At 73.1% G+C, this 13,422-nt stretch carries 10 protein-coding genes; 6 read left to right on the forward strand and 4 right to left on the reverse strand.

Translation table 11 applies throughout. The annotated features are described in order from the left end of the window. Positions 1-460 precede the first annotated feature (460 nt). Positions 461-1,399 (forward strand): hypothetical protein, encoded by a 939-nt coding sequence (locus tag JFN87_RS07765; protein ID WP_209339168.1) that lies wholly within the window; start codon positions 461-463, stop codon positions 1,397-1,399. A 99-nt stretch (positions 1,400-1,498) separates the two neighbouring features. Here JFN87_RS07765 and JFN87_RS07770 read toward each other — a convergent pair whose 3' ends face one another. Both JFN87_RS07770 and JFN87_RS07775 read right to left on the reverse strand, forming a co-directional pair. Beyond that, positions 1,499-4,852 carry a trypsin-like serine protease gene (locus tag JFN87_RS07770; protein ID WP_245178932.1) on the reverse strand — a complete coding sequence of 1,118 codons (3,354 nt, stop codon included), beginning with the start codon at positions 4,850-4,852 and terminating at the stop codon, positions 1,499-1,501. A 261-nt stretch (positions 4,853-5,113) separates the two neighbouring features. Beyond that, on the reverse strand, positions 5,114-5,833 hold the full coding sequence (locus tag JFN87_RS07775) for a copper homeostasis protein CutC (RefSeq protein WP_209339170.1): 720 nt from the start codon (positions 5,831-5,833) through the stop codon (positions 5,114-5,116). A gap of 190 nt (positions 5,834-6,023) precedes the next feature. Here JFN87_RS07775 and JFN87_RS07780 point away from each other — a divergent pair, with 190 nt between their 5' ends. From JFN87_RS07780 to JFN87_RS07790, 3 genes are all read left to right on the forward strand, one after another. Further along, the gene (locus tag JFN87_RS07780) at positions 6,024-8,315 is read left to right on the forward strand and encodes a heavy metal translocating P-type ATPase (protein ID WP_209339171.1); all 2,292 of its coding nucleotides are present in this window, start codon (positions 6,024-6,026) and stop codon (positions 8,313-8,315) included. 132 nt (positions 8,316-8,447) lie between these two features. Continuing rightward, a complete protein-coding gene (locus JFN87_RS07785; protein WP_245178929.1) occupies positions 8,448-9,140 on the forward strand; it encodes an HD domain-containing protein in 693 nt (230 codons plus the stop codon). A gap of 102 nt (positions 9,141-9,242) precedes the next feature. Beyond that, on the forward strand, positions 9,243-10,493 hold the full coding sequence (locus JFN87_RS07790; protein WP_209339217.1) for a Cmx/CmrA family chloramphenicol efflux MFS transporter: 1,251 nt from the start codon (positions 9,243-9,245) through the stop codon (positions 10,491-10,493). A gap of 37 nt (positions 10,494-10,530) precedes the next feature. On the opposite strand, the gene JFN87_RS07795 is transcribed toward JFN87_RS07790, so the two are convergent. Continuing rightward, on the reverse strand, positions 10,531-10,800 hold the full coding sequence (locus tag JFN87_RS07795; RefSeq protein ID WP_209339172.1) for a DUF4031 domain-containing protein: 270 nt from the start codon (positions 10,798-10,800) through the stop codon (positions 10,531-10,533). Continuing rightward, positions 10,797-11,162, reverse strand: a complete 366-nt coding sequence (locus tag JFN87_RS07800; protein WP_209339173.1) for a DUF8819 family protein — start codon at positions 11,160-11,162, stop codon at positions 10,797-10,799. The genes JFN87_RS07795 and JFN87_RS07800 overlap by 4 nt, the downstream gene beginning before the upstream one ends. Positions 11,163-11,261: 99 nt before the next feature. Here JFN87_RS07800 and JFN87_RS07805 point away from each other — a divergent pair, with 99 nt between their 5' ends. Both JFN87_RS07805 and murQ read left to right on the forward strand, forming a co-directional pair. Beyond that, positions 11,262-12,179, forward strand: coding sequence for a MurR/RpiR family transcriptional regulator (locus JFN87_RS07805; protein ID WP_209339174.1), 918 nt, complete (start codon positions 11,262-11,264; stop codon positions 12,177-12,179). A 224-nt stretch (positions 12,180-12,403) separates the two neighbouring features. Next, the gene (gene murQ / locus JFN87_RS07810; RefSeq protein ID WP_209339175.1) at positions 12,404-13,375 is read left to right on the forward strand and encodes an N-acetylmuramic acid 6-phosphate etherase; all 972 of its coding nucleotides are present in this window, start codon (positions 12,404-12,406) and stop codon (positions 13,373-13,375) included. Positions 13,376-13,422: the final 47 nt, after the last annotated feature.

Consider the following 13,422-nt stretch of genomic DNA (forward strand, 5'->3'; position numbering starts at 1 on the left):
TGGGATCACCGTGCGGCGCACAGCACGGTGATCCCACCGGCGGCCGTGCCCGCCCGGGCGCGCGGGGCGCCCCCGTACGTGCCGCGCCGGCAGCGCCCGAGCAGGCGCCGCGCCACCTCCTCGAACAGCGTCGCACCGCCCTTCGCGCGTGCTTCGCCACGACGCCGGGCTCGCGTCCGCCGTGAGCGCGTCCCCCGTGAGCGCGTCGCCGTGAGCCGACGGCACCGCCCGCCCGGGACCGGAAGCGGTCCCGTACGCCCGGCGCCGCGAGCGCGCCCGGAAGCCGCCGCACCGCCTGCCCGAACAGCGTCGCGCTCGTGCCCACGCGGCGGGCGATTACGCATCCAGCGTCCCGCGTCAGGCGGCGACCGCCCGCCGCGAGGCGCCACTCGCTCTGGACCATTGACGGCGGCGCGTCGATAGTGGGAGGCGCATCGTCCGCCGTGGATGGAGGTACGCGATGGCGAGTGGCGTGCCGTTGGTTCCCGTCGACCGTCCGCTGGACCGTGAGTTGCGCCGGCTGCTGCGGCACGGCACGTTCGCCCAGGTGCTCGATCACGCGCTCAACACCCGCGGGCTGAGCCTGGAACGTGTGCAGCACCACCTGGCCGCGCAGGGCGTCCACGTCAGCCGGGCGGCGCTGAGCTACTGGCGGCACGGCCGCAGCCGTCCGGAACGCGCCGAGTCGCTGCGGGCGGTCCGCGGCCTGGAGGCGGTGCTCTGCCTGCCCGCCGACTCGCTGGTGTCGCGGCTCGGACCGCCGCGGCCGCGCGGACCGCGCCGCAAGGCCGGTCCCGACGCGATCGACCGGCGCAGGCTCTGGCCCGCGCACCGGCCGCTGCTCGCCGCGATGAGCACACCGCCCGACGACCGGATACGCACGCTCGACGTGCAGGAGCACGTCGAGGTCGGGGCGGACCGCCGGCTGACGAGCCTGCGCACCCGGCTGGTGCTGGAGGCGTCGGCCGACCGCGTCGACCGCCATACGATCCTGCTGTGGGCCGAGGACTCGACCGCCGCCGTCCCGTCCGATCCCAAGTGCTGCCGCGTCGGCCGGGTGCGGGCCGACGACGCCACCGGCGCCACGGTGTGCGAGCTGATCCTCGACCATCGGCTGAACGCCGGCGAGCGCACCGTCGTGGACTACACCTGCGCCTTCCCGCCCGGCCCCGAACTGACCTTCTTCCACCACCGGTTCACCCGGCCGATCCGCCAGTACGTGCTCCAGGCCGAGTTCTTCGGGCAGGTCCCGGTGAGCTGCGTGCCGTTTCGCCAGACGGGCCTCCAGGCGCCGCGGCACGTCGGCCCGTCGCTGTGGATCGGGGCGAGCGGGACCGCGCACCTCGTGGTCACGGACGGCGCTCCCGGCATCGTCGGCATGGCCTGGGAGTGGGACTGACACGGCAGGACGGGTCCGACCGGTGGCCCACGAGCCACCGGTCAGACCCTCACGCGTCCTGTGCCGAACCGCAGGTGCGGACGGTCAGTACTCGGACGGTCAGTACACGAACCAGCCGAATCCCACCTTTCCGCTGCCGCCGCCGCTCTCCGCGGCCGTCACCGTCACGTTGTAAATCTGCGTCGCGCCGGCCTGCGCGCTGCCGCTGATCACACCGGTGCGGCTGTCGATGGACAGCCCCGGCGGCAGGCCGGTAGCCGACCACGTGTACGTGCCGCTGCCGCCGTTCGCGTGCATCGGCAGGCTGACCGGCGTCCCGTGCTGGGTGAACTGGAAGCCGGGGTCCTGCACGGTGACCGGCGTCGGCGTCCCGCCGCCCTGGACGTTCAGGGTGAACGTGGTGTCGTGGCCGGCGGTCGCGTTCTTGCCGCTGACCGTCACCTTGTACGTGCCTTCGGGTGTGGAGGCGCTCGTGGAGACGGTCAGCGTGGACGAGCCGCCCGCGCTCACCGATGACGGGTCGAACGTGGCGGTCGCGCCCGACGGCAGCCCGCTCGCCGACAGGGCGATGTCGCCCGCGGGGGGCGGTGTGCTGCCCGGCAGGTGCGCCTTGATCTCGTCGGCGTAGCTCGTCACGCGCGTGTACACGCCGTACGTGTCGCACTTGTTGGACATCCAGGAGAAGAACCCGACGATCTGGTTGCCCTCCAGGAACGGGGATCCGCTGTCGCCCACGCAGACGCCCGCGTGGCCGTCGGAGTAGCCGGTGCACAGCATCGACCCGTCGCCCTTCCAGTACGTCGACAGGGTCGGCTGCTTCGCGCAGGCCGAGTCCGCGGCGACCGGCAGATCGACCACCCGCAGCACGTCCGAGTACTGCTGCGGTCCCGTCTCGCCCCAGCCGATGCCCTTGCCCATCGTGCCGGGTGCGTTCAGCGAGGTGTCAGTCGCGATCGTCGGGTAGACGATGCCCGCCGGCACCGGCACGTCACGGTCGAGGGTGTAGACCGCGACGTCGTGGCCGTCCTGCCAGCTCGTGTAGTCCGGGTCGGTCCACACACTCTTGATGTCGGCACGGAATCCGGTGTCGTTGAGGTCGGTCGCACCGTAGACGAACCACTTGGCGCCGCCGTTCTCCAGCCAGCAGTGTGCGGCGCCGACCACGGTGTGCGGGCCGACCAGCGCCATGCTGCACGACTGCTGTCCCGGGAAGACGCTGCCGTCCCTGCGCAGCGAGATCATGAACGGGTACGTGTCGACCGAGGTCGGGGTGCCGCCGACAACTCCCGGCTGGGCCGCGGGAGTCGCCGTGGTTCCGGCGCTCGTCCCTCGTGCCGGGTGGATCGCCTGCGGCGCCGCCGCCGTGTGCACCGTCGCGGTGGCGGACTGCCCGGCGTTCACCGTCGCGGACGACGGGTCGACGCTGATCGAGAAGTCGCCCTGGCCCGAGCCGTTGACGGTCAGTGACACCGGGGTGTTGTGAGTCGCGTCGGTGCTCTTGCCGGTGACGGTCACACTGCTCTGGCCGGGCGACGCGGAGGACGACGCCGTCAGGGTCAGCTTCGACGAGCCGCCCGCGGTGACGGACGCCGGGTCGAAGCTGGCGGTCACGCCCGCGGGCAGCCCGGATGCCGTGAGTGCCACGGACTGCGCACTGCCCTTGGTGACCTTGGTCGTGACGGTGGTGGTCACCGACTTGCCCGGGTCGACGCTCACCGACGCCGGGTCGGCGCTGATCGAGAAGTCGTTGGCCGCGGGCGGCGTGGCGCCGTTGATCAGCGGGTCGGCCAGGTTGTCGCCCCGCATCGAACCCCAGCCGGTGCACAGGTCGTAGCCGGTGCCCGCGTTGTAGGTGCCGTTGTCGCCGGTCGTCACGTCGTTGAACGTGGAGTCGTATTGGGACGACTTGGCGACGGCGTAGATGGTCGGGTTCATGGCGCCGAGGTCGGCCTTGCCCTCGGCCTTCGCCTTCTGGTTGACCATGGCGATGTAGCCGGCCCACAGCGGCGACGACGCGCTGGTGCCGCCTACGTCCTCCCAGTTGCCGTTCATGTAGACCGACATCGCGCCCGCGCCGTAGTCCGCGTCGAGCGCCACGTCGGGCACCGACCGGTAGCCGTTGCTGCCCGACTGCCAGTCCGGCTTGGCGTAGATCTGCGAATAGCCGCCGCCGGAGCGGGTGTTGCCGGTTCCGCCCTGGTTCCAGCAGGTCTCCGACTGGTACGTGCCGGCGTTGTCGCTGGTCCGCAGCTGCGTGCCGCCGACACCGGTGAACAGCGGGTCGCTCGGCGGGTAGTCGGCCTGGACCGTGGAGTTGTCGCCGTTGTAGCCGCAGCCGGTGGCACCCCAGTCGCCGGACGCGGACAGCAGCGTCACGCCCTGCGCCACCATCTGGGTGTACGAGTCGTGCGAGGACTTGATCGGGGAGGACTCGCACTTCTCGCCGAGCAGCCAGGAACCCGAGAGGATGTTGATCCGGTCGTCACTGGCGATCTTCGCCATCTCGTCGACCCAGGCGTTGTCCGAATTGGGCGCCTCGTAGACGACCTGTCCCGCGTTCGGCGCCGTCGCGGCCACCGCCTCGACGTCCAGTGTCACCTCCAGCTGGCCGCTGCCGGGGCTGGACACACCGCCGTCCACCGGGGCGACCTGGGCGTCGACCGACGGCTGCTGGTAGTGCTGCGTCCATGCGTCGAGGTCGGACTGCTTGAAGGAGTCGAACTCGATGAGGCCGACCTTCTGGCCCGAGCCGTTGTACGACCCGGACATCTTGTTCATGCTGTAGGCGGTGCGGAACTGGGCCGGTGTGTAGCCGCCGCCTGGCCCGGTCGGGCCCGCGGGGTGGCCGGCGGGCTTGCCGTGCCCGGCCGGGTGACCTGCCCGGTGCGCCGCGGGCCGGTCGGTCAGGCCGGTGACCGCCCTTATGGTGGACGCGAGCGCCGCCGGCACGGTCGGCGCCTTGTCGCTCGCGTAGAAGTGCTTGCCCGCCGCGTCGGAGTAGTCACCGATCGACGTTCCGAACGCCGCCTTCACCTGCTCGGCGGTGCCGACCGCGTCGATCACCTGCCGGTTGCCCGACACATGCGTGACGCGCAGCCCGTTGGACTTCAGGAAGGCCTTCGAGTCGGCGATGTCGGACAGGCGGGGCGCGTACCGCTCGTTGTACTGCGCGCTGGTGAGGTAGTGACGGTAGTTCGGCGACGACGGGTCGCTGACGGACTTGACGAACGCGTCGAGCCCGGCCTCGTCGTGCGGCTTGAGCGACAGCGCCACACTCATCTCGCGGTCGGCGGCGGTCGTACCGAGCCGGTGCGCGCCGGCGGGGGCCGGTCCGCTGGGGCCGAGGGACGCTCTTGGATGGTGTGGGGCCGCCGACGCGGGGACGGCCGCGGCGAGTGCGGCCACTGTGGCCAGACACGCCGCCGCGGCGACCGCCCGCGCCGTCATGGGCATTCGTGACACGATGCCTCCAGGGTGGGGAGTGGGTTCAGCGCGTCAACGTAGCTACTACGACGGCGAGTTGAGAGGCCCTGGTGAACGTTCCACCCTGTTCACGGAGTTCTTCGGGACGGTCGGCGTCCGCGCTGGTCACGCCGGTGCGGCGAGCCAGTCGTCAACAGTCAGGCATCAGATGCCTCAGGCAACTGAAGGGGCGCGGGCGGTCCGGCCGCGCCTTCCGGGCGGACCGTCGGGCGGATGTACGCCCGCCGGGCCCTACTCCCCGCCCGGACGCCCGTCCAGCACCTCGCGCCAGGCGGCGACCGCCCGCGGGGAGACGGGGGCCTGCCAGCCTTCGGGACGAGCGGCCCCGCCGATGTGGAACGCGGTGACGCCGGCGGCCCGCAGCACGGGCAGGTGGTCGAGGCGGAGGCCGCCGCCCACCATCATCCGCGCCTCGTAGCCGGGCTCGTCCGCGGTGGAGGCCGCGGCCTCGTCGAGCAGTGTCGGCATGCCGTCGTCGACGCCCTTGGGGGAACCCGCCGTGAGGAACCCGTCCAGGCCCGGCACGTCCGCGAGGCGCCGGCGCAGCGCGTCCCGGTCGGCGGCGCGGTCGATGGCGCGGTGGAACGTCCAGTGGCAGCCGTCCAGCACGGCGACGAGCCGCTCGACCGTCACCAGGTCGGCGCGGCCGTGCGCGTCCAGGAACCCGAGCACGAACTCCCGCGCGCCCTCGGCGCGCAGCCCGGCGGCGACCTCGGCCAGCCGGTCCACGTCCTGGGGCGTGCCCGCGGCGAAGCCGTCCGTGAGCCGCAGCATCACCCGCAGGGGGATGTCCACGGCGTCGCGGATACGGCCGAAGGTCTCGCGCGACGGACTCAGGCCGTCGGCGGCCATGTCCGAGACGATCTCCAGCCGGTCGGCCCCGCCCTTGCGCGCGGCGACCGCGTCGTCGCCGTCGAGGGCGATCACCTCCAGGAGTGGGCGCTCGCTCATCAGCCATCCGTTCAAGAGGTCTAGTCCAAAGTCGCCCCCACTTTACGATCCACCCCTCCCCACCCGCACCACTACCCCGCCCCCGCACCCCGCCACACTTGCACTTGCTACCCCCTGGGGGTATACCGACAGGAGCCGTTCATACCCCCAGGGGGTAGGATCGGACGTAGTCGATGTCGAGGAGCGCCTCATGAGCCCCACCAGGACCACGGGATCCGGCAGCGGACCCGGCCTCGCCCCGGCCGAGGTCGAGCTCACCATCGGCGGTATGACCTGCGCCTCCTGTGCCGCACGCATCGAGAAGAAGCTCAACCGCATGGAGGGCGTCGAGGCCACGGTCAACTACGCCACCGAGAAGGCGAAGGTCAGCTACGGCGGCGAGCTCTCCGTCGGCGACCTGATCGCCACCGTGGAGGCGACGGGCTACACGGCCGAGGAGCCCCCCGCCCCGGAGGCCGCCGGCAACGGCGGCGACGCCGGCCAGGGCGGCGCGACTCCCGCCGAGGACGCCGAGCAGCGGACGCTGCGGCAGCGGCTGACGACCGCGGTCGTGCTCGCCGTGCCCGTGATCGCCCTGGCGATGATCCCCCCTCTCCAGTTCGACAACTGGCAGTGGCTCTCCCTGACGCTCGCCGCGCCCGTCGTCCTGTACGCGGGCCGGCCCTTCCACCGCGCCGCCTGGACGAACCTGCGGCACGGCGCCGCCACGATGGACACGCTGGTCTCCGTCGGTACGCTCGCCGCCTTCCTCTGGTCGCTGTGGGCCCTGTTCTTCGGCACGGCCGGCATGCCGGGCATGCACGACACCTTCACGCTGACGGTCGCCCGCTCCGACGGCGCGGGGAACATCTACCTCGAAGCCGCGGCCGGCGTCACCGCCTTCATCCTGGCCGGGCGGTACTTCGAGGCCCGTTCCAAGCGCACCGCGGGCGCGGCCCTGCGCACCCTGCTCGAACTGGGCGCCAAGGAGGTCACGCTCCTGCGCGACGGCCGCGAGGTGACCGTGCCCACCGCGCAGCTCGGCGTCGGCGACCGGTTCGTCGTCCGGCCGGGCGAGAAGATCGCCACCGACGGCACCGTCGTCGAGGGCGCCTCCGCCGTGGACGCCTCGATGCTCACCGGCGAATCCGCGCCCGTCGAGGTCGCCGTGGGCGACACCGTCACCGGCGCGACCCTCAACGCCGGCGGCAGGCTCGTCGTCACGGCCACCCGTATCGGCTCGGACACCCAGCTCGCCCGCATGGCGCGCATGGTCGAGGAGGCGCAGAACGGCAAGGCCGCGGCGCAGCGCCTGGCCGACCGCATCTCGGCCGTCTTCGTGCCGGTCGTCATCGCGCTCGCGCTCGCGACGCTCGGCGGATGGCTCGCCTTCGGCGGCGGTCTGACCGCGGCCTTCACCGCGGCCGTGGCCGTGCTGATCATCGCCTGCCCCTGCGCGCTCGGGCTCGCCACCCCGACGGCACTGCTCGTCGGCACCGGTCGCGGCGCCCAGCTCGGCATCCTGATCAAGGGCCCAGAGGTGCTGGAGACGACCCGGCGCGTGGACACGATCGTGCTCGACAAGACGGGCACCGTCACCACGGGCCGGATGGAACTGCAGGACGTGCACGTGGCACCGGGCGTCGACGAGAACGACGTCCTGCGTCTCGCGGGGGCGGTCGAGCACGCCTCCGAGCACCCCGTGGCCCGGGCAGTGGCGGAAGGGGCCGCCCGCCGCGCGGGCGAGCTGCCCTCGCCCGAGGACTTCGCCGCCGTGCCGGGGCTCGGCGTGCAGGGCGTCGTCGAGGGGCACGCCGTGCTCGCCGGCCGGCCGAAGCTCCTCGCCCAGTGGGAGATCCACCTGCCGGACGACCTGGAGCGCGCCCGGCTGGACGCGGAGGCCGCGGGCCGCACGACCGTGGCGGTCGCCTGGGACGGGGAGGCGCGTGCCGTCCTCGCCGTCGCCGACGCGATCAAGGACACGAGCGCCGAGGCCGTGCGCCGGCTGCGCGCCCTCGGCCTGCGGCCCGTCCTCCTCACGGGCGACAACAAAGCCGTCGCGAACACCGTGGCCGACGAGATCGGCGTGTCCGAGGTGATCGCAGAAGTGCTGCCTGAGGACAAGCTCGGCGTCGTCAAGCGCCTCCAGAGCGAGGGGCGGTCCGTCGCGATGGTCGGCGACGGCGTCAACGACGCCGCCGCGCTGGCCCAGGCTGACCTGGGTCTCGCGATGGGCACGGGCACCGACGCCGCGATCGAGGCCGGGGACCTGACCCTCGTGCGCGGGGACCTGCGGACCGCGGCCGACGCGATCCGGCTGGCGCGCCGCACGCTCGGCACGATCCGCGGCAACCTCGTATGGGCCTTCGGGTACAACGTCGCCGCGCTGCCCCTCGCTGCGGCAGGGCTGCTCAACCCCATGATCGCGGGCGCGGCCATGGCGTTCTCCTCGGTCTTCGTGGTGGGCAACTCCCTGCGCCTGCGCGGGTTCAAGGGCATGTGAGGCCGAGCCGGCCTGGTCCGGTTCGTCATACGGAGATGCGTCATGCGGAGATGCGTCATGCGGAAAACCGTAGGCGTGCCGGGCCCGGCCACGTCGGGAGTTGTCCACAGCCTCGGCCGTATTGTCGTACCTATGCCCGAGCACCACACAGGCCACCACAGCAGCCACCGCCCCGCCGACGCGTCGGCCCACGGCCCGGACCTGCGGGAGCGCTTCGCCGCCGTGCTCAGGCCGCTGAGCGGCGCGGGCACCGACCCCTACCCGTACGCGGACGACCTGCTGGCCCGCTGGTCGCAGCCGCAGCGGCGCTACCACACGACCCGTCACCTCGCGGCCGTGCTCGACCACGTCGACACGCTGGAGGACCACGCGCACGATCCCGGCCTCGTACGCCTCGCCGCCTGGTTCCACGACGCCGTCTACCGGCCGGACCGCAGCGAGAACGAGGAGCGCTCCGCCCGCCTCGCCGAACGCGCCCTGCCCGAGGCAGGCGTGGCCGCCGACGCGACGGCCGAGGTGGCGCGCCTCGTACGCCTCACCGCGGACCACGCGGCTCGGCCGGGCGACGCGAACGGCGCCGTGCTGTGCGACGCGGACCTGGCGATCCTCGCCTCGCCGCCCGCGACATACGCCGCCTATGCCGCGGACGTACGCGCCGAGTACGGCTTCGTGCCCGACGACCTGTTCCGCACGGGCCGCGGCGAGGTGCTCGAACAGCTCCTCGCCCTGCCGAGCCTCTTCCGCACCCCGTACGGCCTGCGCGAGTGGGAGGAGCAGGCCCGCCACAACATCGCCGCCGAGCTGCGGCTGCTCGCGGCGGGCTGAGGCCGGGTCCCGGGTCCCGGGGCCCGGGACCGCCCGGGAATGCGGGGAACATCCGGAACCGTTGACCGTGTCATGCCTGAGACAACGGGTCGACGTGCCCGCATGCCGCTCGCCGTCTACATCCTGGGACTGTCCGTCTTCGCTCTCGGAACGAGCGAATTCATGCTGTCCGGCCTGCTGCCGCCCATCGCCCGCGACATGGACGTGTCCATCCCCACCGCGGGGCTGCTGATATCGGCCTTCGCGATCGGCATGGTGATAGGCGCGCCGCTCCTCGCCGTCGCCACCCAGCGGCTGCCGCGCCGCACCACCCTCGTCGTCCTGATCTCGGTGTTCGGCCTCGGCCAGGTCGCCGGTGCGCTGGCTCCCTCCTATGCGCTCCTGTTCGTCTCACGTGTCGTCAGCGCCTTCGCCTGCGCGGGCTTCTGGGCCGTCGGCGCCGGCGTCGCGGTCGCGATGGTCCCGCTGAACGCGCGGGCCAGGGCGATGGCGGTCATGATCGGCGGCCTGTCCATCGCCAACGTCCTCGGCGTGCCCGCGGGCGCCTTCCTCGGCGAGAACTTCGGCTGGCGTGCCGCATTCTGGGCGGTCGGAGGTGCCTCCGCGATCGCGCTCGCCGGGGTCGTCACGCTGATCCCCCGCATCCCGCGGCCCGAGCGGAAGCCGGAACTCCGGCGTGAGCTGGCCGTCTACCGTGAGGGCCGCGTCTGGCTCGCCGTCATGATCACGGCGCTCGCCGGGGGCGCCGTGTTCTGCGCGTTCTCCTACATGGCGCCCCTGCTCACGGACGTCTCCGGGCTGTCGTCCGGCTGGGTGCCGACCGTGCTCGCGCTGTTCGGCCTCGGGGCGCTCGTGGGGACGACCGTCGGCGGCAGGTACGCGGACGCGCACCTGTTCGGCGTGCAGCTGAGCGGCGTCATCGCCTCCACGGTGCTGCTCGCGGCGCTCGCGCTGACCGCCTCCCACGCGGTGGCCGCGATCGTGCTGACGTTCCTGATCGGCTTCTCGGCCTTCTTCACCGCGCCCGCGCTCAACGCCCGGATGTTCGACGTCGCGTCGGCTGCGCCGACCCTGGCGGGGGCCACCGCGACGGCGTCCTTCAACGCGGGCAACACGGCGGGCCCCTGGCTCGGCGGACGCGTCATCGACGCCGGGTTCGGCTTCGCCGCCACGGCCTGGGCGGGTGCGGCGATGGCGCTGGCCGCCGTCGCGCTGTGCGTGGTGGCGATGCGCCCGTGGACGCGCACGCCGCGCGGCGGGCGCCGGGTCAGCAGGCTCGTGGCGGCGTCGCCGCTCGCCTCGCGGGACACCGGGGAGCGCGCCGCGACGCAGGCCGCGGGCCGCGACGCCTGACAGTCCGGGTGGCGGGCGGGCCGCCGGAGACGGGCCGTCAGGCGGTGGGGCGTCCCTTGGGCCTGCGCAGACCCGCCTCGGTGATCCTGCGGACGAGTTCCTTCGAGCCGATCTCGACGGCCCCGGCCCGCACGGCGTCGTCGTAGCGGTGCGAGGGCAGGTCGTAGTGGTCGCGCTCGAAGGCCCTCGGCGGGCAGCCGAGACCGGCCGCGAACGCGTGCAGCTCGCCGAACGAGGCGTCGCTGACCAGGTGGGACCACATCCGGCCGTGCCCCGGCCAGGTCGGCGGGTCGATGTAGACGGTCACGGGCGGACGCCCAGCGCACCGACCGGTGCTATGACGGTGCCCGACCTGCCGCACACCCAGTGCGGGTCGGGGCCCAGCTCGGGCTCGACGTCGAGCGCGTGGGGATCGTCCGCCGCGCACAGGGGACACAGGGGCCACCGCCCGTACCGTTCGAGCAGCGCGTCCTGCACGTCCTGGGCGACGAGGCCCGCCACGAACGGCGCCCCCTCGGGCCACTGCTCGATCCACCACCTGCGGTGCGCGACGGACTCCTCGACGAGCGAGACGGTCTCGGCGCCCGCGACGCCGCCTGCGGCCAGGTCGGCCATGACCAGCGCGCGGGCCGCGTGCAGCGCCTGCTCCAGCGGGTTCACCTCATTCATCACGCCATTGTCGCCCCGTGGCAGAGCCCGATACACATGAGAGGGATTGCGGCGGGCCAGGGGTTGACTGGCCGCTCGCCCTGAAAATACCTTTCAAGTGTGACCAATGACCTGAAGGAAATTTTCAGCGCACGTCCGCCGGCGCCCGCGGCCCTCGCCGCCAAGGTGCGCACGCTCGGCCCCTCGATGACGCGCTCCATGCAGCTGGTCGCCGAGGCCGTCGCCGGCGACCCGGCGGGCTGCGCCGCCCTGACGGTCACCGGTCTCGCCGAGCTCACGGGCACCAGTGAGGCCACCGTCGTGCGCACATCACGCCTGCTCGGATACCCCGGATACCGCGATCTGCGCCTCGCGCTCGCCGGGCTCGCCGCCCAGCAGCAGTCCGGCCGCTCCCCCGCGGTCACCGCCGACATAGCCGTCGACGACTCGATCGCCGACGTCGTCACCAAGCTGGCCTACGACGAGCAGCAGACCCTCGCCGACACGGCCGCCTCCCTCGACACCACCCAGCTCGGGGCCGTGGTCTCCGCCGCCGTGAGCGCCCGCAGGATCGACATCTACGGCGCCGGTGCCTCCTCCCTCGTCGGCATGGACCTCGCCCAGAAGCTGCAGCGCATCGGCCTGATCGCGTACGCGCACGCGGACCCGCACCTAGCGGTGACCAACGCGGTGCAGCTGCGCTCGGGCGACCTGGCGATAGCGATCACCCACTCGGGTTCCACGGGCGACGTCATAGAGCCGCTGCGCGCCGCCTTCGACCGCGGGGCCACGACGGTCGCGATCACGGGCAGGCCCGACAGCGCGGTGACGCAGTACGCCGATCACGTGCTCACGACGTCCACCGCCCGGGAGAGCGAGCTGCGTCCGGCTGCCATGTCCAGTCGCACGAGCCAGCTGCTCGTGGTGGACTGCGTCTTCATAGGCGTCGCCCAGCGCACGTACGAGACGGCGGCGCCCGCCCTGTCCGCTTCGTACGAGGCGCTGGCCCACCGGCACAGCCCCCGCACCCCCCGCTGAGGTCCGCGCACGGCCGCCGCGGTCCCGCGCGAACCGCTGGACCGTCCGGCCTGCGGAGCACGGCCGCCACACGTGCCCGCCCCGGCCCGCCGTAGCCATACCCGTTCCCGTTCCCGTTCCCGTAAGCGAGCCGCACCCGCCAGCCGTACCCGTCAGCACCCCGTGTGCTCCGCCCCCCACACCCCGACGCTTTCTCCGCACATCCAGAAAGAGCCGCACCAGACATGACCTCCACGCCCGCACCCGCGCCCTACGGGGACCTCCGCGCGCAGCTCGAGACCCTGACCACCGAGGCGTTCCGCACCGATCTCGCCGAGATCGACCGGCTGCCCACGGCCGAGATCGCCCGCCTGATGAACGGTGAGGACGAGACGGTCCCGGCCGCGGTCGCGCGGCAGCTGCCCCAGATCTCGGCGGCCATCGACGCGATCGCCGAGCGCGCCGCGCGCGGCGGCCGGCTGGTCTACGCGGGCGCGGGCACCGCCGGGCGCCTCGGCGTGCTGGACGCGAGCGAGTGCCCGCCGACGTTCAACACCGACCCCGGCGAGGTGGTGGGCCTGATCGCCGGCGGGCCCGGCGCCATGGTGACGTCGGTGGAGGGCGCGGAGGACTCCAAGGAGCTGGCCGCGGCCGACCTCGACGCCCTGGAGCTCGGCCCCGACGACGCGGTGGTCGGCGTCTCCGCGTCGGGCAGGACGCCGTACGCCATCGGCGCGGTGGAGCACGCGCGTGCGCTCGGCGCCCTCACGGTCGGCCTCTCGTGCAACGCGGACAGCGCGCTCGCGGCCACCGCCGAGCACGGCATCGAGGTCGTCGTGGGCCCCGAGCTGATCACCGGCTCCACCCGGCTCAAGGCGGGCACGGCGCAGAAGCTGGTGCTCAACATGGTCTCGACGATCACGATGATCCGGCTCGGCAAGACCTACGGGAACCTCATGGTCGACGTCCGCGCCTCCAACGAGAAGCTGCGCGCCCGCTCCCGGCGCATCGTCTCGCTGGCCACCGGCGCGTCCGACGACGAGATCGAGGCCGCGCTCGCCGCCACCGAGGGCGAGGTGAAGAACGCCATCCTCGTCATCCTCGGCGGCGTCGACGGCCCCACCGCCGGCTCGCTCCTCACCCGGGCGCGTGGCCACCTGCGCGCCGCGCTCGACGCGCCCGCGCCCACCCGGCCCGCGGGCTCCGCCCCCCACTGACCCGTACACCCCCCACGCCCGTACCACTTCGCACAGCAAGGCACCGA

The organism is Streptomyces montanisoli (genome assembly GCF_017813245.1).
Taxonomy (GTDB): domain Bacteria; phylum Actinomycetota; class Actinomycetes; order Streptomycetales; family Streptomycetaceae; genus Streptomyces; species Streptomyces montanisoli.